A 24,221-nucleotide genomic window follows, 5' to 3' on the forward strand; every position below is an offset into this window, starting at 1 on the left:
TAAAAAAATGTCCCGTTATTGCTTCAAATTCAATCATGTATATAGTAATACGATCAATCATACAATTACTAAACAAAATAAAATCATTGAATGCAACACGTAGACATCTCAAAGATATAGTTTCTCATTATATTCTTTCTTATTTAATTTTTAAAGCGATTTGCAAGTCTTAATACATCTTTTATAATATTCAATAAATTAATAAATAGATTAAAACCCATTTCACGTGGTGAAAAATTCCCCCGCTTCATACGATTGAAATCATACAATGTATATAATAGAAAAAGTATTAAACCTACAACCGTAATGGCAGTATGATATATAGGATTATGAATGAACATTCCAATCAACCCGGCAATAATTAACGCAATTAATGTTACAAATAAATATTTACCAATACTAGAAGCATCATTAATAATGAAAAAACCTAAAATACCGAAAACTATAAATGCGCCAATTGCTAATAAGACATTCTTATAGAAGACCTCTGGTCCTAAATTTTGCATATAGGTTGTAAAAGTAGCGTATGATAAAAGACCTACAATAATGGCGTAAATATGCGAAATAACCAAACCATACTTACGCGCACGTTGAATAAATAATGTTGCCAAAATAAGTACTAATAATGCTATAGATAAAGGACGTCTCCATTCCAAAGGTAAGTATTGTCCGAAGTAACATCCAATTCCAAATATAATCCAATAATACATAAAAAATAGCCATACCTTGGCGTAATCACGCGTTCTATCTTTATCTCGATGTTTTGTCTTCATGTGGTGTGTATTGTTATACGACTGAGACATACAATAAATCTCTCCTTATCAGATATCACTTTTTCAACATGATTGTATCGCATTCTAACTACTTTTCAAAAAATAAATCATTAACGAATGATATGTTTTCTACAATTACATTTACATTAGTTATTAATACTAGACCGCAAAATATGCACTGCAATTAAATTTAACACAACCTTAAAGCCTATTGTTAAGCCATTTTGAGCTTAAATTTTTCCACTCAACTCATATTTATTTCTAATAGAAATATTACAAATCGCTTAATTTTTTTACTAAAATGTGCAGTCAAACATTTAATGAATGCTATCATATCAATAGATTAGACGCTTTTACATAATAAGAGACAAATATTAACAATATTACAAGATAATAACAACGCCCAAATTGTGTCTTTTTTTTGATAGTATGAATACGTGATATATGTAAATGAATATATAAGATAAATTAATAGTTTAGGAATTTATTAATTATAAATAAAATCAATTTTCTCAAGGAGGATATTTAGTTGAAAAAGTTAGCAGTCGCAGCTTCTGTCGCAACCGGAGCAGTTGCAGTATTATCAAACCATAATGCTGAAGCATCAACACAACATACTGTAAAATCCGGCGAGTCGCTTTGGAGCATCGCTAGTAAATATAATACATCTGTAGATAGTATTAAGAAGAGCAACAATCTTTCAAACAATATGATTTTCCCTGGTCAAGTTATTACTATTGGGGGCAGCAGTAATAACTCTAACAATGCCAGTTCAAATGCAACAACTTCTTCATCAACATATACTGTAAAAGCTGGCGATTCTTTATATGCAATTGCTAGTAAAAATGGTGTAACTGTCAATGCATTAATGAAAGCCAATAATTTATCAGGTTACTTAATTACACCAAATCAAAAATTAAAAATACCTAATGGTTCAACTACAACACCTAGTAAAACAAATCCTAGTACAAACAATAATGTAGGCGGAAGTGGCGGTTATTCTAGTCCAACATTTAGTCACCAAAACCTATATACTGCTGGTCAATGTACATGGTACGTATTCGACCGACGTGCTCAAGCTGGTAAACCAATTAGTACTTATTGGTCAGATGCAAAATATTGGGCAGGTAATGCAGCAGCAGATGGTTATACAGTAGATCATAACGCAACTGTAGGTTCAATCATGCAAACAACTACTGGCTACTATGGACACGTAGCTTATGTTGAACGTGTTAATGCTGATGGTAGTATCTTAATTTCAGAAATGAATTATGCTAACGGACCATATAACACTAATACTAGAACAATTCCTGCATCTGTAGTTTCAAGCTACAACTTCATTCACTAAGAAATTAAATATAGAGTATAAGAGCAGCTAATTAAGTTCAATTGGATTGCTCTTTTTTTCTGCAATAAAATAATAAAATTTAATAAATCATCCCACTGTTTCAACTTGAATTCAAAAGATGATTTAAATTCTATTATGTCTTACTTCATATATATTAAAGAAGGGCTAGCGACAATGTATCGCTAGCCCTTCTTTAATATATTATAAGAAAATGTTCATAACATAGAATATCAATGCGGCTAAAATCGCAGAGATTGGTAATGTAATAACCCATGTAATTATCATACGTTGTGCAGTGTTCCATTTAACACCTTTAGCTCTGTTAGAAGCACCTACACCAAGAATTGATGATGATACAACGTGTGTAGTAGATAATGGGAAGTGTAATGATGAAGCTACAAATATTGTTAATGCTGATGATAAGTCAGCAGCAGCACCATTTGCTGGGCGAATTTTCATAATGTTTCCGCCTACTGTTTTAATAATTTTCCATCCACCAATTGCAGTACCTAGACCCATTGCAGTTGCACAGGCAACTTTTACCCATAATGCCGGCTCAACGTTTGTAGGATCTTGAATATTAGCAACGATTAAAGCTAATGTAATGATACCCATTGATTTTTGTGCATCGTTCGTACCATGTGAGAATGATTGTAATGCTGCTGTAAATACTTGGAAGAATCGGAAATTACGATTCGCTCGAGTAAGGTTAGCATTTTTAAAGACAATTTTAACAATTGTGTACATAATGAATCCGACACAAAATGCAATAATTGGTGAAATGATTAAAACAATAATAATCTTAGTAAAACCTTGATAGTGAAGTACACCAAATCCTTGTGCTGCAATCGCTGCACCAGCGATTGAACCTATTAATGCGTGAGATGATGAACTTGGAATACCATAAAACCATGTTAATAAATTCCAAATGATTGCTGCTAAAATAGCGGCTAATACAACTACTAACCCATTATGTAACTTAAATGGATCAACAATGTCTTTAGTGATTGTACCGGCAACACCAGTAAATGTTAAAGCACCGATAAAGTTCATAATTGCCGCTAAAAATATTGCAGTTCTAGGAGTCAAGGCACGTGTCGATACTGCTGTAGCAATCGCGTTGGCTGTATCATGGAATCCATTGATAAAGTCAAAGATTAAAGAAAATATAACGATAGCTATAGTGATAATTAATACATATTCCATAAATTAAAACTCCCTTAGCTATTTTTCATAATAATCGTTTCGAAATTATTTGCTACAACTTGACATTTATCTGCGATTTCTTCCATGCTTTCATAAATATCTTTTATTTTAATTAGTGTGATTGGATCTGTTTCACTGTTGAAAATGTGTTTAATAGATTGACGTAAAATGCCATCACAATTTGTTTCAAATTCTTTAATATTAATAGAATGAATGCGCATGTGAGATAATTTCTTCTCAACTAATAAACCAACAGCTAATTTCATTTCCGCTACTGCTTTTTGGATATTTTCTACGAATTCTGCCATGTATTCATCTGTATATTCAATTGAATACATTTCAAACATTGCTGAAGTTTCTTCCATTGCGTCAAGAACGTCATCAATTGCATTACATAAAGATAGAATGTCTTCACGTTCAATTGGTGTAATAAATGTTTGATTTAAATCCGTAATAACTTGATGCATTAATTCGTCACCATGTGACTCATATGTCTTGATATTGTCAGAATAAGCTTTTAAATCTAAGTGCGTATTGAAATCCATTTTCCCGAATTCAACTGCAGCACGGTCCAAATTAAATACCATTTCCTCTAATTGAACCATGAACTTATCCTTTTTCTTAGTAAACATTATAAAGCCTCCATTATAGCGATCGTTTCCAATCACATTTGTAAATTTTTATTATTGTAAGACAACTTTAGATAAAGAATACATTTACAATAAGAACATTCAAAGAGTCTATTTTCTGACTATTTGTAAATTTTATGTAAATATAATGTTTTACTGTTATTCACTTAATACTCCATTACTGAATTTGTCCCTATTTGAAAATATCACAAAATTTACATAACCACAATTACATTTACAAATTATTTACAAATACGAAATATTAGATAAATATTGACTTAAATTGAGTGGTTTATCGTTCTTTTAGAGTGATTATAGGCGATAACTGCAAAAATACTATAAATGATTGTATAAATAGCCATTACAACGAAAATAGGAACTTTATTATCAAAGCCTATAACCTTCATAAAGACCACTGCCGCAAAGTATGAATGTAATAAGGCAATAATAAGTGGTATACCAAAATTAAATGCCACTTTGAGTTTTAACCCTTTTGCCATGTCTTTTTGAATAAAACCTAATTTACGTAATACAGAATAACTTTCTAACTCATCTTCTGTTTCATCAATTTGTTTAATGTAAATAATACACCCTGTAGCGATTAAAAATGCAATTCCTAAAAATGATGTTACAAATAACAATATTCCAGTCAAACTTGATACTTCGCTCACCACTTCACTACGCGTTTGAACATTACCATCAAGATCCTTTGTTATACTCTCAAGTTTTGGTATATCTCTATTGTGTTTTAAATCAAAACCATATTGTGAAACGATATATTTATTTTTCGCATGTGCTTTCAAATAGTTATAATCTGTATCATTTAAAACTAAAGTAGGACCTCCTAAGTCAATACTCTGTTTAAAATAAATTTTATCCATCACTTTATTCAATTTAATCTTTACATGATGCTTTTTAGTTCCTATAGAAGCCGTACCATGCGGTGTATGTTTCGATAAATCATGAATTAACCCTTCAGGCATAATTAAATTAGCCTCACCCTTCTCTATAGAAACATTAGGGAAATATTTTTCACTCGTTACAGTAATCGCGTATGGTTGCACCTGATTTTTATCAAATAAATGATCTTTGTATAGTTGAGAATAAACAACTTGTTTAAAATCGTAATGGTAAGGAATATGATGTCGATTTAATTCAAAACCTAATTCATTAGCTACTTTCTCTTCTTTAAGTGTAACCTCATGAGGAGATTCTAATAGAACTTCATTTGTCAAAGAGCCCCTACTAATCGCAGCGAAACACAGTACAGATACAGTTATTGCTGAAATGATTGCCATTACAGTTAATGAAAATGCATTTTTTCTAATTCGAAACATGAGTGATGATGTAAAAATAACATCATTTACAGAAACATTACCACCTTTAAGGTATCTAATCGTCTTTAAAATGAGAGAAATCGTACTTCGAAAGAAAAAGTAAGTTCCTAAAACAGTAAGAATTAGAATAACAAACGGTAGTATCACATCATCTACAATCTCGACAAAACGCGTCGATAAATAATAACCTGTTAATATCAATACAATACCTAAAACACCTAATATAACTTCACCTAATGTTAGTGTAATATGACTATCTTCTTTACTGTCTTGAGAGGCCATTAAACTTTTAATTGAAGATTTGCTTAAATAAATAGATGCTTGAATAATGATAAGTATATAAGCAATGACAAGTATAAATAATGTTTGCGCAATCGCTTGAAAACTAAAAATGATTGATACAGAAGTATGTATACCTAATAATTTTAAAACAATCATTAATAGTATTTTTGATCCTAAAATACCGATAATCATACCTAATAACGCGGTTATAATAAAAATAAATAATTGTTCAAGCATTAGCATATAAATAATACTCTTTTTACCTAAACCAATCGTTTGCAATAATCCGAATTCATAACTACGTCGTTTGATAAACAACATATTCGTATACATAATAAATACAACAATAATGATAAATAAAAAATAACTTCCCACTTGTGTTCCTTGTTGTATCATTGACAACGATTGATGCACATTTAAATGGTGTACATACTTAATTGTTATAAAACTAAAAAACAACACGATACTTAATACAAGTGAAAAGATATAAATCGCGTAATGAATTATATTCTGTTGAAAGTTCTTCCATATAATTTGACTAAAACTCATACATCATGCCACCTAATATACTTTGCGCACGTAAGATCTCTTTGTGAAAGACATTTTTATCATCTTCACCTTGATAAATTTCAGTAAATACCTGCCCGTCTTTTAACATAATCACACGCTCTGAGAAGCTTGCTGCCAAAGGATCATGCGTTACCATTACTATCGTTGCGTTATAAAGTTCATTGATATTTTGAAAACGTTGTAATAAATCGCGAGTATTTTTAGTATCAAGTGCCCCTGTTGGCTCATCCGCGAAAATAATCTTAGGATACGTAATAAATGCACGCGCTGCGGATGTTCTTTGTCGCTGTCCACCAGAAATGTCTGATGGATATTTATCACTAATTTCGAAAATATTTAAAGCCTGCGTAATACGTTGATAGCGTTCATTCATTTCTTTTTTATCTAACTTTTGAACTGATAAAGGTAACATGATGTTTTCTTTAACTGTTAACGTATGTAATAAATTATATTCTTGAAAAATAAAACCAATATCTTTTTTCTAATTTCAGACAACGCTTTATTAGATAATTTCTCTAATTGTTGACCATCTAAAATAATAGAACCATGTGTTAAATAGTCAATTGAACTTAACACGTTTAATAACGTTGTCTTGCCTGATCCCGATGGCCCCATGATAGCTACAAACTCTCCCGCTTCAATTGACAGATCTATATCTTTTAAAACTTCTTGTTCAGTTTGTTTATTTCCATAAGTTTTGGCAATTTGCTTTGCCTGTAATATTGCCACGGTTTTGTTCACCTCGCCATTCATTTTATCTACATGTGCGTTTACTTTAGAAATACCGCACTACTTTAATCAGTTTAATTATAAAAGTTATCGCTTTTGATGAAATGAAGATGGAGTAACAAATCTAAGTTTTAAGGTTACATTGTTGTCACTTGGGTCATACGGGCCATCAATTCATTCTGTTTTGGAAAAGTTAATACAAAAGTAGTCCCTTGTCCTACTGTAGATTCTACTCGAACATTAATACCTAATTGATCTTTTACACTGTTAACCAGATATAGCCCTATTCCTGAAGAAGTTGTTTCATTACGATTCGCAGTCGAAGTGAAACCACGCTCAAATATACGTGGTAAATCTTTGTGACTGATACCTCTACCAAAATCTTTAATTTCCAATGTTACATGACCATCATTTGTATAAGAACGAATAATAATATCTTGTCCTTGAGAATATTTTAATGAGTTAGATAAAATTTGGCGAATCATCATGCGACACCATTTCACATCCGTGTATACATCTAAGTTTGTTTCTAAATCCAAATCATAGCCTATACCTTTGGCTTGGCTAATGTGACGTGTTAATTGGATCTCATCAATCACAAGACGCTTCAGTGATGTCTCTTCAAAATACATGTCTCTATTTTTAGACTCTAAACGCGTTAAATAAAGTTGCTTATCTAACAACTCATTAATACGTGCCCATTCATACAATAATGACTTTTTACGTTTTCCCTCTTCTTCTTGATCGATTAACAACTTCATCGCTGTCACAGGTGTTTTAATATCATGAACAAATTCTGTTAGAGATTGTTCTGTCGATTGTATGTGTAATTGTTGTTCAACAACACGTTCCTTTTGACTCGTTAATTTGTGATAAAGATAATTAACAACTTCCTTTTGAAACGGATCTTCTGCTAAATCTTTATGCTTAATTTCTTCAATTTCTTTATTATTATATAAATGTTGATATAGCTTTACTTCTTTTAAAAAAGTAAAAATTAAAAACATCGCTGTAAGACCGAGATTTAACGTTACTATAAATCCTATACTCTCGATGGAAATATCATAATCAATGTAAGCCATACCTAATAAAATCAGATGTAGAAACACAATCCAAAAAATCCAGTTACTTCGCGTTTTGAGGAATAACCAAAACCATTTCAAGTTACTCATGTGCCATGTAACCTTTACCTACTTTAGTTTCGATCTGTGTATCCATACCGATATCAGACAACTTTTTACGCAAACGGTTAACATTAACAGTTAACGTATTATCACTTACAAACGCTTCATCATCCCATAGCGCAGTAATTAAGGTATCTCTAGTAACAATTTGATTTTGCTTTTGAGTTAACATTTCTAAAATAATCATTTCAGTCTTCGATAAATAGATAACTGAATCACCTTTTTGAATACTATCTTTTGATAGATCCACAAGTGCATCTTGCCAATTCAATGTTCTCTTTTCTTCTGCTCCAAATTCATAAACACGTCGATAAATGGCTTGCAATTTAGCTATTAAGACGTTTGTATGGAATGGTTTTTGCATATAATCATCGGCTCCCAATTCCATGCTCATGACTTGGTCCATTGGATTATCACGTGATGATAAGAATAAGATGGGGACATTAGATACTTGTCTAATCTTTCTACACCAATAAAATCCATCGTATTTAGGTAATTGAACATCCATAATAACAATTTCAGGATTTGTTTCTTCATAAATATCCATTACTGCACTAAAATCATCTATACCTGTCACAAAGAAATCCCAATGTTCTAATTCTTTTTTCAATTCTTGGAAGAGTGTTTGATCATCTTCTACTAATAATACTTGCATCACTTTATCACCTATTATTTTGTATATTTCATTTTTTCCCCTGATTGAACCCGTCCGTTAAAATGTTTAATTCGGCAATCAATTTCAAACCCTCGCATAATCAAACCTTGTAATGGTGCTTGAACGAAGTAGTAAATTGGCCATAGTAATTTCGGAATATAATCATATAAATGAACAATGACTAATCTTGTACCTTTAATTTGCCTAAATTCTAATTTACCTTGTTTCTTTTGATTAGATTTTATCATTGAACCTGAAATCAAGTGTAGTGTTATAAGTCCCGAGTCGTCTTCAACTTTTTCCATAATTAATAATGGTTTAGACTTTTTTCGTGCATAAACAATGTATCTATCATTATCTTGATATGTGTGCATGAATGTATCACGTGTATCATTAAGCCATTTCATAAAGTAGTCTACTAGATAGGATAATGTCCATTTCCTAGGTAATATCATTCGCATCGCTGTTCTTATATCATCATATTTAGACATCTGTAATTCAGCATTTATATGTGGTCGTTTAATTTGTGTGTTTGTCTTTTCCACAGGAACGCCGTAATTCTCTAGCCTTTGTACTGTCTCACTATCAAATCGACTACCACTTATATATACTATTTTAGACACACCTTGTTGAGCTGCTGCTCTGGCAAAGTTATCTGCGGCGATCAAATTTAAATCTCGTGCCGTTGCTTGGGTTAATTTTGCTGAATTCTTATTAGGATCTAAATAAAAAACAGCAATATCCATACCTTCCATAGCTTTTACAACATCATTATAATTATAAATATCTCTTTTCAACCAAATAATTCGATCATTATCTTCTTTTTTAGTATTTGGATACTTTGATAGGGCATATATGTTTGCATCTTTTTCAATAACACTTCTTATATACTTACCAATATAACCACTACCACCTGCTAATAGTACATTCGGTTTCATATTTAAGATTACCCCTTTAGTTTAAAAGTTTTTTATTTTATGTATATCTAAGATTTATTGCTATAATACCATGTAAGACACAATAGTTTATTAATTTGGGAGGAAGCCTTATGGCTCATATTATTCGTGAAATTAGTATAAAAGACGTTGAAGACTTTATTAAATTATTAAGCAAAATTTATGATGAATCTGAATATACATTATATAACCCGGGTGAATATACGCCCAGCATCTCAAGTGTTAGCGATCGTTTAGAACGCATTATCACTTCTCCAAGAAATACTGTTTATGTTGCAGAGCAAGATGATCAACTGGTTGGTTACGCATTCATTACAACTGAAGATTTTGAGCGCAAACGTCACGAAGCAGTTATCACAATTGGTGTTAGACAACTATATCAGAAACATGGCATAGGTATGGCATTAGTAAATGCGACTGAAGCTTGGTCAATCAACCATGATATTAGACGTATCGAAGCTTCCGTTGTCCCTGAAAACGCGCGCGCAGTTGAACTCTTTAAAGCTGCTGGATTTAATATTGAGGGCGAATTAAAGGATAAGCTATATATTAATGGTCAATACTTCAATAAATATGTCATGGCCAAACTGCTTATTTAATATTTAAATTTACTATCATTATATTATACTCTAGTCTCAATAATATTAAACAACATTACTAAAATGTTAGATTAAATAACAATACACCTATAGTATTTAAATACCACTATCATAGAATAATAAAAATTAAAAAGGCTTACTTCCTTAATGATTTAACATTTAGGAAATAAGCTTTTTATTCTTAGCTATAGTGTTGTAACCAATAAAGTTTGATAATAATATCATTTTATCGTGGTTAGTAAGGTGATAATGAGAAACTTTTATCCGAACTCGTAGAACCATCAAATGGAGATTGCTGATTTCGTTCTACACCAGATGATGAAGTATTTCTGCTTAAGAATGCGAGTACACGTTTCATATTCTCTTTAGATTCTGGCTTCTCTAAATGAAATTGATATTGATGATGTAAATGATGTGAACCATCATAGAACAATGTACTAACAGGAATGCCTTCTTCCTTCAACTTACGGTAAAATTCAATATTTTGACTGTAGAAAGGATCAGCATCACCTACTGATAGATACGTTGAAGGATAATCTTTAGTCACTTGATTGATTGTTGACATTTGAGAAATATTTTTGAATTCTGATTCCCATTTTGTTGCACCAGTATAACTATGCATAAACATTTGAATTCTTGGGAATTCCGTTTCTCTAACTGTATTCATATCATAAAAACCACCGAAAAAGATAGCGCCTTTTATTTGTGATGGTGTAAAACGCTGTTCAAATCCCATTTCACTTCGTAGTGAACTATTTGTTTGCATAGCAACATATTGACTTGTAAGTTGTGCACCGGCAGAGTCACCGCCTATAACAACTTGATCTAAATCAATTGGGAAGCGGTCTTTATTATGCTTAATAAATTGAATTGCATCACCAAATTGAATGAGTGGTGTGGGATATTTATAATTAGGTGCTAAAGCATAGTTAACATTGACTACTACATAGCCTTGTTCCACAATTTGCGATAGCAATGGATTTTTATATTGTTTATCACCTGCAACATAACCCCCTCCATGCATCCAGAAGATAACTGGCAATTTAGTATCCTTATCTACATCGTCAGGCATCATAATATCAAGTTGGCTTTCAGGAAGATGATTATTATAGGTAATATTTTGAAATAATTTGACGTTAGGATTATTAATTTGAACTTTTTCACGTTGTTGTTTTTTCTTCTCACTCTCTTGTTGATGGTGGTATAGCCCCCAAGCAACTACAACACTCACAATCACGATAATGACACCTGTGATAATCGTCCATTTTTTCTGAGTATTCATTCCCTACGTTCCTTTCAATTGATTATAGAAAGTTTGCTTGTTCATTTAATAGAAAAAGCAACCCGTATAATCATACGAATTGCTTTTAAGATTAAAACATTCACTTTCAATTGTAAAGTATTGCTATTTTAAATCTATGCTATATGATCTTTATTATCACTCTTACGTACATAGTATTTAATTAATACTGCAACTACGATAAACAGACCAACAACACCCATAATATTATATAAGAAGTTAATTAAGTCTGCAAAACCTACAAAGCTTAAAATAAATGCAGCAATCATCATAATAATGATAAAGATGTGATACTTTTTACTATATGGTTCTGTAAAACGTGCTGCGAATGAATAGCATAGTCCTAAGATTGTATTGTACATAACTGCTAACATGATGACAGTTAGAACAAGACCAATCCATGGATGAATAGCATTAGCTAATGTTAATGTTGGAATTTCAACATCTTTAATTTTAGGATATTCAGATTGTAATGCAAAGTTAATTAGAGCAAGTAAGATAGTGTAAATCACACCGCCAAACATTGCACCTCCACCTGAAATTTTACGTTTAGAAGCGTCGCCTCCAATTGCAACAACTGTACTAAAGCCCACTGCAAAAGCTAGACCACCGTACATTAATCCTCTAACTATACCCCAAAATACACTTGTTTTATCAACAGTACTGTTAACTTCATTCAAAGGAACGCTACCTGCAAATAAGTAGTAAACGGCAATAAGTATTACCATAATTATTAAGAATGGTGTGACGACACCAAGTGCGCTCACGATTTTGTTAAAGTCTAATAATAATGTTAAATAAATGACAATAGTCATAATTAAGGCACCTAACCACGTAGGTATGCCAAAACTCTCTTGGAATGTTGAACCAGACCCTGCAATCATAGTGACTGCTATACCAAATAAGAAGAATACTAATATATAATCGAAGATTTTACTAAACTTTTCTCCGAATAAATATTTTAATGTTGACTCATGATTCGTAGCTTCAAATGCTGTACCTATTTTAGCAACTTGTCTACCTATAAAACCAAGAATCAAACCTGAAATAAGCACACCAATATAAGACCATAAACCATATGGTGTAAAGAATTGCATAACTTCTTGTCCAGTTGAGAATCCGGCACCTACTACAATGCCGACATAGGCGAAACCAATTTTTACAGCTTCTTTATTTAATCCCATGCGAAAATATAACCTCCTTAAATTTGACACATTGTGCATTATAACGCACTTCAAATAATATGCAACAGTGCATAAAGGTTACGAACCGGCGTTTATCGGCTATAAACACTATGCTATATACACTTGTTAAGGATTTAAAATTCTTTAAAATTTATTATAATTATCTTATTTTTCATAAATAAGTAACTAGTAAATCATATTTAATTTTATATTAATGATGAACATCATATCTACATTTTAAAACAGTTAATAGCAATCATTATAGCAGAGGTAAAAAATGAATTAAGGGGTAACTACAGGTTTAATATTGGCTATTATCGCACTAGTCATTAGTTTTTAAATTAAAAATAAATAATTAAATTTAAAAATGACGTGAAATAAAAAAGCTGAGACAAAATAAAATGTCTCAGCCTACTTTACCAATTTGGCAATAGCTGACTGATTTGAAATTGATCTTGAATCAAGCTTTTTTCGTACCTAGTCATCCTTGCCTGGGGATATTTGGAAAAATACTATTTCTGTCCTACTTCCATATCTAAAATCTAGAAAGTAATTATTTGCTTAATGATACAATATTCACACGCTTATTAATTAGAATTTCCATATTGTTGTAATTCATTAATATCAACAACAACATTATCCATACGTTTAGCTGTTTCTTTAAGTGCATTTCTTGCAACATGATTACTTGGATCTAATTTCAAAATTTGTTTAGCAACTTTGAAAGCTTCAGAATCAGTAATAACAGGTTCTGGAATGGCATGTAATAATAACATTTGTAATAGACTCTTAATTTCTTTACCATTCGTCAACTGAATGGACGCTTGCGCATGGTAATAAGCAGAATCTAATGCGCCTTCTATCTCACTTAGGGGATAGACAAGCAATAGAAATGCTAAATCATGCAATTCAGACGTTTCTTCAAATTTAATCATATCCAAAATACAAGTATAAAACATCATGCTTTCATTTTCATGTGCACATGAAATGTAGGCTTCTTCAAAATCTAAAAAGTCTGCTTTGGCCATTAGTTGTCTTACTTGTTCAAATTCTCCACTTAAAACGTATTCCTTGATGCTGCTTTGCATGACCTTGCCCACCTACTCTTTCGCTTTACTATAATAACCTATTTTATCACAATCATTTGTCATTTTCATTTTATAAATTACTTAATTATAAAATTTATTTTGCGCATTTATTTGATTATTATATTTACGCACATTATTTAAACATTAGTCAAATGTATTTTCTTTAAATGAAGTTTGAGCGACTTCTTGTATCGCTTCATCAGTTGTTCCGCCAACTGAGAGTTTCACTGCGGCAGTAAAACTACCTTCTACTATTGGTGCATCTATCTTCTTAATATGATGTGGTCCTTCATACATCTCAATTGCTAAATCTAAATTCATTTCGGAAGAACCTAGATCATAAAAGCACAATGCGTCATCATCTAAGTTATTGATAATATTTTGGATATCATCAAATGATGTACCTATGCCTCCATCGACACCGCCGTGAGCTACAACGTTAACATCTTGCGCCATCTGATTAAGCAAAGCTTTAGTACCATTCGCAATGTCTTCACTATGGCTAATAATTATAATTGTTGTCATTCAATGTCATCTCCAATCAGTGCACTTAATACGTAAACCATACTTTGGGAACCAGGATCGATATAACCTATTGAATCCTTTTTAAAGTATGCTGCACGTCCTTTTGTAGCTTCTATCTCTTTCGTATCAGTAGCAAATTGTTGTAGTATCTCTAACGTGATTGTTTCATCATTTTCTAAAGCTTCACGCGCTCGATCTACGACATCAAACATCGTCTTCTCATCTCGTTGTACTTTACCTCTCTGCGCAATCGCATTAGCAAATTCAGTAACAACAGCTTTTAAATTTTCTTTGTCCATTTCTTCATTAACAACATTAGCCATTTTAACAAAGCTAAATCCATATAATGGACCAGATGCACCACCAATATTTGACATTAATGCCATACCAGTAGATTTAAATAGCGATGACATACTACTATCATCTATCTTGTCTTTCAAACTTTTAAATCCACGCAACATATTGACACCATGATCGCCATCACCAATTGCTCTATCTAAATCCGTTAATAATGTTTCTTTCTCTGAAAACACTGCCTCTAAATTTAATAATCGTTGTTTCATATCTTTAACATCCATTTTTAATCACCTCATTTGAATGTAGTTTTCTTTTTAAAAGTAGCGAGACGTAGTAGGTGCTTGTAAAGCTTTGAGTAGTTCTTCATTATTAGGAAGTAGTGTGATTGAAAAACCTTGCATATCTAATGAAGTCATATAGTCACCAACAAACCATTGCGCTACATCTCTATTTTGCTTTTCTAAATAAAGTGAACAATACTTAGTCACAATATTTAACTCTGATAGTGGTGTACCACCCATTCCATTAACCATAACGATTAATGATTGCTCTTGATTTTCTTTAAGTAATCGACTTAATAACCGTTCAACGATACTATCGATTTCTTCATAGTGTATTCGTTCAATTCCTTTTTCGCCATGAATACCTATCCCAATTTCTATATCCCCATCATTAATATCAAATCCATATTGGCCTGTTGTCGGAACCATTGGTGGTGTCAGTGCCATACCAATACTTTTAATTTGTGAAGCTATTGTTTCCGCTTTTTCTTTAATATCCTGTAGAGCTAAACCTTGTTCAGCTAAATAACCTACATATTTATGAACGCATACTGTGCCTACAACACCACGTCTTTGCGTTTCTTCAGACACTGATATGTCATCTTTAACGACAACCATCTCTACTTGAATATCTTCCATTTCCGCCATTTCTTGCGCCATTTCAAAGTTCATTACATCGCCAGCATAATTTTTAACAATTAATAAAACACCATCACCAGTATCGACAGCCTTAATTGCTTCTAACACTTTATCGGGTGTTGGTGAAGTAAATACTTCTCCGCAAACCGCCGCATCAAGCATCCCTTGCGCAACATAACCTGCATGAGCCGGTTCATGTCCACTACCGCCACCTGAAACAATCGCTACGCCTTTAGATTTCTTTTTACGTCGCACGACAACAGTTTCTGCAATGATTTCGATATCATTATTTGCTATTTTTAAACCGTCTAACATATCTTTTAAAAAGTCTTCTTTTTGTTTTATTAGCTTTTTCATATGCAACTTCCTCCTTTGGCCTATCAATTTAATTATAAATCAAGCACAATGTATGCGCTATCATTTACATTTAAATCGACTTTAATAAAAAAGTGGAAATGGAACAGAATTTATCCTTACTCAAACACAGAGAATTTCATCGTAAAATTCACTACTAAGGTCTGTCCACTCCCACGAAGATTACTACAATCGTAAAAAGTTTAATATTTAACTAATTAGAAACGATGTCTTACATATATTTTATCTTTAAGTATTACTATTTATTTCACCAATTTTTAAATACTTTTAGATTTATACATTAAATAAATGAAATAAGGTGCGCCTATAATAGCAACTACAATACCAGCAGGTACCCCTGTCGGTTCAAGAATAACCTTACCAATGGTATCTGATAAAACAAGTAAGAAGGCACCTACAATAATTGAAATTGGTAAAAATAGTTGATGACGCGGTCCAATAATTGATTTTGCAATGTGTGGCCCCATTAAACCAATAAATGCAATAGCACCTGCAACAGCCACGGCAATTGATGATAAAACAACAGCAATAAAGAATAAAACTACACGTTCTCGTTCAATCTTAACACCAAGTCCTTTTGCAATATGCTCATGTGTATTAATTAAGTTCAGCACATTAGATTTATATAAAAGAAATGGAATAATAATGATAAGCCATGGAATAGTTGCGATTACAAATGTCCAGTCATCGCCCCAGATATTACCAGCAAACCAAGTAGCTATAAATTCTGACTGATCTTCATTAAATTTAGACATAAGCGTAATAGAACCACCATATAAGGCTGTCTGCATGCCTACACCAATTAGCACCATACTTGAAGGTGTAATGCCATCTCGCTTGTTCACACTAAATAAAAAGATAACAATTGCAGTAGCTACACCGCCAATGACACTAATCGCTGGTAACACATACACAAAATTATCAGGGTTAATTTGTCCTATTGAAATAAATAATGCTATTGCGAATCCACCACCAGCATTAATACCTAAAATACCTGGCTCCGCAATTGGATTCTTAGTGACACTTTGAATAATAGCGCCACTTAAACTTAACGCAGCACCTGCTAAAATAGTAATTAACATTCGTGGAAAACGAAATTCCATTAAGATTAATTGATCATAATATTCACCTTGACCTATGAGCGTCTTTAAAAAATGATCAACTGGAATTTTAAATTCTCCTGAAGACACACTCCATGTACATGCGGCTAATAATAATATTGAAAAAATTACTAAAGTAACGATTTGTTTCCGTCTTAGTTTAGGATGAATCATATTGTGCGCCCCCCTCTTTTAACTAAGTATAAGAAGTAAGGCACACCGATAAATGAAATAATCGCTCCCACTGGCGCTTCACCTAACATTCGTGCTACAGTATCAGCTAAAATCATAAGTAAACCGCCTGTTAAAGCTGTTAATGGTAATACCTTTGCGTAGTCTGTACCTACTAAGAATCTGACAATGTGAGGTACCATCAAGCCAACAAAGGCAATTTGTCCTACCATTGAAACGGCTACCCCCGCTAATATCATTGTTAAGAACAAACTTACTCCACGAATCAACGTGATATTTTGTCCCAAGCCTTTAGCAAGTGTCTCTCCTAAATTTAAAATCGTTAATTGTTTACTCATTGCTATGATGATAACAATAGCAATGATAATAACAGGTCCGCTCCACATAAGTTGTTTCCAAGTCGTACCTGAAACACCACCAGCAGTCCAGAAAGTAAGTGTTTGATTCAGCTTAAATGTTAAAGCAATACCTTGACTCAAAGCCGTTAAAAGTGCACTTACAGCAGCACCTGCTAAAATGATTCTCATAGGATTGAAGCCATCGCGTCTAGATCGACCTATTGTTAAGACAATAAAGCCACCCAACATCGCACCTAAAAACCCTGCACACATGAGCATTAAGAATGGTGCTGCCGGATAAAAAGCAAATGTTAACGCCAATGCAAATGAAGCCCCAGAGTTTAAACCTATTAAACTTGGATCCGCAAGTCCGTTTTTAGTTACGCCTTGAATAACAGCACCAGCAACTGATAATGCCATTCCAACTAATACCGCACCTAAATCACGCGGTATACGTATCTCACTAATAATATTATGTTGTTGATTTTTAGGATTATAATGAAAAATAGCATCCATAATAGTTGAAAAACTAATTTTCGCTTCACCTATCAAGATAGATACAAGCAATGCGCCTATTAACAACACAAAGACTAAAATAATATAGCCAATAAAACCTATGTTTACTTTTTTATCTTTCTCCATCATGATAAAAATTCCCTTTTCTTAGTTTATCTATATATTATGAATAATTACGTTCGAATAAGTCATATGTCACTAATAATGGTTTACCTGTACGAGGGTCCGTACTAAGTACGACATCAATATTAAACACTTTTTCTAGAATATCTTTAGTCAACACGTCTTCAGTAGCGCCACAAGCAATGATTTCACCTTTCTTCATTGCGATAAGATGATCAGAAAAACGAATCGCCTGGTTAATGTCGTGTAAGACCATAATGATTGTACAACCTTGTTCTTTATTTAATTGTTGAACTAATTCTAAAATTTCTAATTGATGTGAGATATCTAAATATGTTGTGGGTTCATCTAGGAAAATAATGTCTGTTTTTTGAGCCAATGCCATCGCAATCCAAACTCGTTGACGCTGACCACCACTTAAATCATTAATAGAACGATGTCTAAATTCAGATGTGCCAGTAACATTTAAAGCCCAATCAATCTCTTTTTTATCTTCAGCAGATAGACGGCCGAACCCTTTTTGATGTGGAAAACGACCATAAGATACTAATTCTCCAACTGTAAGACCATCTGCTACTTCTGGTGTTTGTGGTAATATAGCAATTTTTTTAGCAATTTCTTTAGTTGATTGCGTATGAATATTTTCACCATCTAATTGAATTTCGCCATTTTTGATTGTTAATAAGCGTGACAATGCTTTTAATAATGTAGATTTCCCACAACCATTAGGCCCAATGATAGACGTAACCTTGCCATCTGGTATTTCTACATCTAAATTGTTAATAATCGTATGATCCCCATATCCAATTTCCACTTGTTGCGCTTTTAAACGATTCATGCTTTCCCTACTTTCATAATAAATAACTTTATGTACGATTGATTTTGTCAATTGATAATAATTATCATAGTCAATAGATGTATTATAACATCTTTGTAAATAACTGACTATTTGTAATCGACAAAGCAAAGGTTAGGTATTTCATTAATTGATGTCGTCATATCACCTTCACCAATATATTGAAACACCTAACCTTATTCATTCTCATTATTCATCTGCTAAAAAGCCATTACCATACACATCTCTCACATCATGCACAACTAAAAAGGCTTGATTATCAATCTTACGTATAATTTTCTTAGCTCGAGACACTTGTGTTTTTGCAACAACAACATATAATACGTCTTTTTCTTCACGACTATAATAGCCTCGACCATCTAATATTGTGAGACCTCGTCCAACTTGTTCATCTATCGCTTTCGCTACTTGGTCAGGCTTACTTGAAATAATTGTCATTGCTTTTTTAGTATTTAAACCTTCTATAACATATTCCATAACTTTGGTACCTATATATAATGAGATAACTGTTACTAAGGCCATCTGCAATGGTAATACAGTTAATGATATGAGTACAACAATCAAATCAAAAAACAATAACGCATATGCAGTACTTACATCTAAATATTTATTAGCAATTTGTGCTAGTATCGTTGTCCCTGCAGTTGTACCACCAGCTAAAACAATAATACCAATGCCCAACCCAACACAAGAGCCACCAAATATAGCGTTAATGATGACATTTCCAGTTTCGACGTGCCAAGACTCAGTTAAACTTAAAAACACTGAGATAAGTACAGTCGCCACAATAGTTAATAACATACTTTTTTTACTTAAAAATTTATACCCTACAATGATCAGTAGTGCATTTGCTACAAAGTTCGTGATGGCTGGAGAAATGTGAAACGCATAATATAATACAATGGCTATACCTGTTACGCCACCTTCTCCTAAATTACCTGAGATAATGAATGCATTAACTCCAGCTGAAAATATGAAAGAGCCTAGTATAACTAAAAGTAAATCTTTAATATTTTTATTCAAATACACCAACCCCTTTTAATGTAATATCATTAAAAAGGTTATCACAATCACTAGTGAAGCTACAATATGCATTTTAGAAATAGTCTATATCTATATTATTTTCAAGGTATATTTCTATTTCACCATGTTTAAGTGAACTAATTTAAAAACAAATATAAATTTTCTGAATTTTTTGTTTACTTTGTCAATTACATTTGCTATAATGTGTATAACTTCTTAATAAGAGAAGTTATCTCCTTTGTGTTGTTTATAGTAACAAAACAAATTTTGCTCGAAGTACTGTGACAGTACCTAGTCCTTACCGTTACAAGTACATTAATATTCATTTCCCATAAAAACCAAGTATATAGAGTGTCTCCTCACCCTACATACTTGGTTTTTATCATGTTAACTAAAATCTACTGAAATAATTCAAAAAAATCGTGGAACAAAATTCAAATTGAATGATGTTCCACGATCCTTTTTAATTGTTAAACATGTTATGTATCTTCTTACCAAGCGAATAATCCGACAAATGCTGCAGTAAGTAATGATACTAATATGCCTGCTAATAACATCATTGGTACGTATTTAGATACAAAATCTGATGTTTTTTGATCAACAATCCCTTTTAATGTTCCGACAATCATTCCGATTGTAGAGAAGTTAGCAAATGAAACTAGGAATGTTGAAATAACTGCTCTTCTGTGAGGGCTATATGAATCAACGACTTTACTAATTTCACCCATAACTACAAATTCATTAGTAACAATCTTCTTAGCCATTTGTTGAGCAACAATCCATGCTTCTCCCCATGGCAAACCAAGTAAAAGTGCAAATGGATACATGAATAAACCTAAAATTTGATTTAAACCGAAACTACCTTTTACGCCTATCCATCCACCAACTAGACCTGTAATTAAGTTTATAAAGCGATCAATTAAGTCTGCTAAAGCAACAAAACTAATTACAAATGCAATAATGATTAATACTAATTTACCTGCATTAAGTACAGAATCACCTAAAAATGAGAAGAAAGGTTGACGTTCTACCGTTTCATTATTTTTGATGCTATAAATGATGTCTTCTTGTTCTTCAACACTTACCGGATTCAAAATTGAAGATACAATTATCGCATTAATAATATTTAGCGGTATCGCTGTTAATACGAGATCACCCGGTATCATTTGAACGTATGCACCAACAATAGCTCCAGAGATTGAACTCATTGACATCATAGCCACTGTTAATACACGCATTTCATTCATACGTTTCAATTGTTCGTTTGATACAGCTAAAGCTTCAGTATTACCTAAGAACATCATTTCGATGCCAAAGAATGATTCAAATTTAGGCTGACGCGTAATTTTCGCTAGCACCCAACCAATACCACCTATAATTTTAGGTAAAATATTGAAATACATTAATACGTCAAATAATGGTACTACAAGTAGAATTGGGAAGAGTGCGCTAATCGCCATATCCATCTGTTTACCGCTAGTGAAACTGCTGAATGCAAATCCTGTTCCAGTATGTGCTGATTGAATTACCCATGCGATTGCTGAAGCTAATCCTTCTACAATCGTTCTCCCAATTTGGAAATAGACGAAGAACCATGCTAAAAACAAGTTTAATACAACAAGAATTAAAATAGATTTCCATTGGATGTTTTTGCGATCTCTTGAAAATAAAACTGCAATTCCCAAAAACGCAAGTAATCCAATGATGTTAACCAATAAAAACATAAGGCACCTACCTGATTAATTTTTTATGACATTAATGTCATAGCATGTCTATACAACAGAACCGTACTTTATTCACTAATTAACCCCAAAAGTTCCGTTAATAATATATTTTTAATTATACCATGAGGTAATGTTCGAGAAAATAAAGATTTTTCTAATAGTACAATAGAAAGCACTAGAGTTAAACTTACTACTCTAGTGCTTTCTACTTTCATTTTAATTATGATTTTTTCTCAATATCTTTATAAATATAATCACCAATATATTGAGATGCTTTTCCATTTTCTATAGAACAAAAATCATTATAAAATGCTTCTATCTTATCTTGATATTTCACTTTATGTTGATCAATTTGTTTTAACTCTTCAGCTAATTTAAACTCGTCTGTAATAATTTCACCTGGTAGGTCGTTCATGTAATCCATGTAGAAACCACGAAGTCCTTTATCATATTTTTCTATATCGTATGCAAAGAAAAATTGTGGACGCTTCAAGATACCAAAGTCAAACATAACAGAAGAATAATCAGTAATTAATGCATCAGAAATTAAGTATAATTCCGAAATGTCATTATAATTTGATACATCAATTGCAAAGTCATCATATCCATGTAAATCTAAAGCATTCGCAATTAGATAATGCATTCTTAATAAGATGACATACTCATCTCCTATTTCTTTTTGAAGATTGGCTAAATTAATTTTCAAATCAAATAAGTATTGTCCCTTTTTCACAAACTCATCGTCTCTCCAAGTTGGAGCATACATGATAACTTTCTTATCTGCAGGTAAATTCAAGTCACGCTTAATTTGTTCAATATATTCAGTGTCATTTTGACGGTTAACTAATACATCATTTCTCGGATAACCAATCTCCCAAATACGGTTTTCATCCATCCAAAATGCTGATTTAAAAATATCAGAAGAGTATCTATTTGGTGATACTAAACGATCCCAACGTGATGCTTCAGCATAGAAGTTCTTCTTATAGTTTGCAGTTGTCGTGCCAGGCATTCTAACCACTTTCATATCATTAGCTAAACGTTTTAATGGTGTTCCGTGCCAAGTTTGGATATACATTTGATTCTCTTTTTTATTTAAATATAAAGGTAATCTAGCGTTTGTAACCCAATATTTCGCTTTAGCATAGGCATCATAATAAGCTTGAGATCCTTTTTTCACTTTAGTAGCATTACCTGGAATATTGTTATTTTCTGGTTTTGAAAAGACCCAAATATAATTTAAATGAGGATAATGTTTTTGCATGTATTCATAAATATATTTAGGACTATCGCTATAATTTTTACCACCAAACGCTTCAAATACAATTGTGTTCGGGTCAACTAAGTCTTCATTATCAATCAGTTGATATTTTGAGCGTTCTTTCATCTTGCTATTTAACACAATATTTTTAACTAAACGCGTTTTATTTCGTAAGTCATTAACATATTTGGCATTTTCAACATCATCCATTGATAAGAATAATATTTCTAAATTGTATAATACTTTCCCATCTTTTAGGATGTTCCATTTTAAAGCTTTAACAATTTTAATAAGCGCATCTTCAAGTGACACATATCGAGATTTTATATCTCTAAGTGCAGGATCGAATCCACTTTTAATTTCATTTTTCATTCGTTGAATTAGGAAATTTTTAATTCGCTTATCATTCGTTCTTTGCATAGCATCAAAGAAACTATTAACATGATCTTCAAATTTATTTGTAAAATCTTGATCACTTAATGTATTACCATAAAATGGATCATATACCTCACCACGATAATAGAATGGGAAGTTGGTAATTCTAACAAAACGCTCCGCATATTTTAAATACTCAAGCACAAATGACGTATCAGCATAAATATCTAATGATTCATTAAATTGAATCTGATGTGCTTTAATAATGGCATTTTTAAATAAAATATTACATGCTGATTCTTTTCTCAAGATTGCATTTGGACTTTTTTGATGAGAAGCATATTGCAAACGCACTTTATCTTTATCTACATACTGTGGTCGTTGACTTCTAAATTTATGAATTGGTGCAATCAGTGTATCTAAACCATTCACATGTTGAAGATAGTAATCAACAGCATATGAGGCCAATTGATCATCGGCATCTAGGAATAGTACGTATTGACCATGTGCTTGTTCCAAAGCTACATTTCGTGCATGTGCGTGTCCAGTATTCTCTTGCAATTGAATGAAGTGAACGTCTTTATCATATGATTTTAATGCTTCTTGTAAGATTTCTGTTGAGCGATCAGTTGATCCATCATCGACAACAATAATGTCAAAATCTTGATTTCTCTGGCTTTTCAAACTGTGAATACACTCACTAATATAATCTTCATTATTAAAATACGTAATAATAATCGATAATTTATTCAATAT

The 24,221-nt window shown here is 32.2% G+C and carries 21 protein-coding genes and 1 pseudogene; 2 read left to right on the plus strand and 20 right to left on the minus strand.

All coding sequences use genetic code 11. The features are described 5' to 3' along the window. Positions 1-143: 143 nt before the first annotated feature. A complete protein-coding gene (locus SBL15_RS02575; protein ID WP_411840601.1) occupies positions 144-773 on the minus strand; it encodes a Bax inhibitor-1 family protein in 630 nt (209 codons plus the stop codon). A 529-nt stretch (positions 774-1,302) separates the two neighbouring features. Between SBL15_RS02575 and SBL15_RS02580 the strand changes: the two genes are divergently transcribed. After that, positions 1,303-2,121 (plus strand): LysM peptidoglycan-binding domain-containing protein, encoded by an 819-nt coding sequence (locus SBL15_RS02580; protein ID WP_053041164.1) that lies wholly within the window; start codon positions 1,303-1,305, stop codon positions 2,119-2,121. Positions 2,122-2,322: 201 nt separating this feature from the next. Here SBL15_RS02580 and SBL15_RS02585 read toward each other — a convergent pair whose 3' ends face one another. The 7 genes and pseudogenes from SBL15_RS02585 to SBL15_RS02615 all read right to left on the minus strand — a co-directional run bounded on the left by SBL15_RS02585 (position 2,323) and on the right by SBL15_RS02615 (position 9,651). Beyond that, on the minus strand, positions 2,323-3,327 hold the full coding sequence (locus SBL15_RS02585; RefSeq protein ID WP_053017208.1) for an inorganic phosphate transporter: 1,005 nt from the start codon (positions 3,325-3,327) through the stop codon (positions 2,323-2,325). Positions 3,328-3,341: 14 nt separating this feature from the next. Beyond that, on the minus strand, positions 3,342-3,959 hold the full coding sequence (locus SBL15_RS02590; RefSeq protein WP_011276491.1) for a DUF47 domain-containing protein: 618 nt from the start codon (positions 3,957-3,959) through the stop codon (positions 3,342-3,344). A 275-nt stretch (positions 3,960-4,234) separates the two neighbouring features. After that, positions 4,235-6,124, minus strand: coding sequence for an ABC transporter permease (locus tag SBL15_RS02595; protein WP_107611957.1), 1,890 nt, complete (start codon positions 6,122-6,124; stop codon positions 4,235-4,237). Next, positions 6,114-6,874 (minus strand): annotated as a pseudogene (locus tag SBL15_RS02600) (ABC transporter ATP-binding protein). Before SBL15_RS02600 ends, SBL15_RS02595 begins: the two are co-directional and overlap by 11 nt. A gap of 137 nt (positions 6,875-7,011) precedes the next feature. Next, the gene (locus tag SBL15_RS02605) at positions 7,012-8,046 is read right to left on the minus strand and encodes a HAMP domain-containing histidine kinase (RefSeq protein ID WP_317955061.1); all 1,035 of its coding nucleotides are present in this window, start codon (positions 8,044-8,046) and stop codon (positions 7,012-7,014) included. Beyond that, entirely contained in the window at positions 8,039-8,713 is a 675-nt protein-coding gene (gene graR / locus SBL15_RS02610; RefSeq protein ID WP_317955063.1) for a response regulator transcription factor GraR/ApsR, read from the minus strand. The genes SBL15_RS02605 and graR overlap by 8 nt, the downstream gene beginning before the upstream one ends. Before the next feature lie 14 nt (positions 8,714-8,727). After that, positions 8,728-9,651 (minus strand): NAD(P)H-binding protein, encoded by a 924-nt coding sequence (locus SBL15_RS02615; protein ID WP_107613322.1) that lies wholly within the window; start codon positions 9,649-9,651, stop codon positions 8,728-8,730. A gap of 110 nt (positions 9,652-9,761) precedes the next feature. Here SBL15_RS02615 and SBL15_RS02620 point away from each other — a divergent pair, with 110 nt between their 5' ends. Further along, positions 9,762-10,268, plus strand: a complete 507-nt coding sequence (locus SBL15_RS02620; protein WP_011276497.1) for a GNAT family N-acetyltransferase — start codon at positions 9,762-9,764, stop codon at positions 10,266-10,268. 235 nt (positions 10,269-10,503) lie between these two features. Here the strand turns inward: SBL15_RS02620 and SBL15_RS02625 are convergent, their stop codons facing one another. The 12 genes from SBL15_RS02625 to SBL15_RS02680 form a co-directional block, all read right to left on the minus strand. After that, the gene (locus tag SBL15_RS02625) at positions 10,504-11,550 is read right to left on the minus strand and encodes an alpha/beta hydrolase (RefSeq protein WP_107611954.1); all 1,047 of its coding nucleotides are present in this window, start codon (positions 11,548-11,550) and stop codon (positions 10,504-10,506) included. Between the two features lie 134 nt (positions 11,551-11,684). Further along, positions 11,685-12,752, minus strand: a complete 1,068-nt coding sequence (locus tag SBL15_RS02630) for a hypothetical protein (RefSeq protein ID WP_107611953.1) — start codon at positions 12,750-12,752, stop codon at positions 11,685-11,687. A gap of 587 nt (positions 12,753-13,339) precedes the next feature. Beyond that, a complete protein-coding gene (locus tag SBL15_RS02635) occupies positions 13,340-13,840 on the minus strand; it encodes a hypothetical protein (protein WP_053017201.1) in 501 nt (166 codons plus the stop codon). Between the two features lie 144 nt (positions 13,841-13,984). Further along, positions 13,985-14,365, minus strand: coding sequence for a dihydroxyacetone kinase phosphoryl donor subunit DhaM (gene dhaM / locus SBL15_RS02640; RefSeq protein ID WP_053018745.1), 381 nt, complete (start codon positions 14,363-14,365; stop codon positions 13,985-13,987). Beyond that, positions 14,362-14,943, minus strand: coding sequence for a dihydroxyacetone kinase subunit DhaL (gene dhaL / locus SBL15_RS02645; RefSeq protein WP_107611952.1), 582 nt, complete (start codon positions 14,941-14,943; stop codon positions 14,362-14,364). Before dhaL ends, dhaM begins: the two co-directional genes overlap by 4 nt. 33 nt (positions 14,944-14,976) lie before the next feature. Continuing rightward, the gene (gene dhaK, locus SBL15_RS02650; protein ID WP_107611951.1) at positions 14,977-15,939 is read right to left on the minus strand and encodes a dihydroxyacetone kinase subunit DhaK; all 963 of its coding nucleotides are present in this window, start codon (positions 15,937-15,939) and stop codon (positions 14,977-14,979) included. Between the two features lie 275 nt (positions 15,940-16,214). Beyond that, positions 16,215-17,231 (minus strand): FecCD family ABC transporter permease, encoded by a 1,017-nt coding sequence (locus SBL15_RS02655; RefSeq protein ID WP_107611950.1) that lies wholly within the window; start codon positions 17,229-17,231, stop codon positions 16,215-16,217. After that, on the minus strand, positions 17,228-18,232 hold the full coding sequence (locus SBL15_RS02660) for a FecCD family ABC transporter permease (RefSeq protein WP_053041172.1): 1,005 nt from the start codon (positions 18,230-18,232) through the stop codon (positions 17,228-17,230). The genes SBL15_RS02655 and SBL15_RS02660 overlap by 4 nt, the downstream gene beginning before the upstream one ends. A 34-nt stretch (positions 18,233-18,266) precedes the next feature. Next, entirely contained in the window at positions 18,267-19,064 is a 798-nt protein-coding gene (locus SBL15_RS02665) for an ABC transporter ATP-binding protein (protein ID WP_053017195.1), read from the minus strand. Positions 19,065-19,271: 207 nt separating this feature from the next. Next, positions 19,272-20,105, minus strand: coding sequence for a YitT family protein (locus SBL15_RS02670; RefSeq protein ID WP_053018750.1), 834 nt, complete (start codon positions 20,103-20,105; stop codon positions 19,272-19,274). Between the two features lie 491 nt (positions 20,106-20,596). Then, positions 20,597-21,829, minus strand: coding sequence for a NupC/NupG family nucleoside CNT transporter (locus tag SBL15_RS02675; protein ID WP_011276509.1), 1,233 nt, complete (start codon positions 21,827-21,829; stop codon positions 20,597-20,599). 220 nt (positions 21,830-22,049) lie between these two features. After that, positions 22,050-24,218: a bifunctional glycosyltransferase family 2 protein/CDP-glycerol:glycerophosphate glycerophosphotransferase gene (locus SBL15_RS02680; protein WP_317955068.1), complete on the minus strand. Its 2,169-nt coding sequence runs from the start codon at positions 24,216-24,218 to the stop codon at positions 22,050-22,052. Positions 24,219-24,221: the final 3 nt, after the last annotated feature.

Origin of the sequence: Staphylococcus sp. NWU MKU2, from assembly GCF_033283605.1 — a bacterium.
Lineage (GTDB): Bacteria > Bacillota > Bacilli > Staphylococcales > Staphylococcaceae > Staphylococcus > Staphylococcus haemolyticus.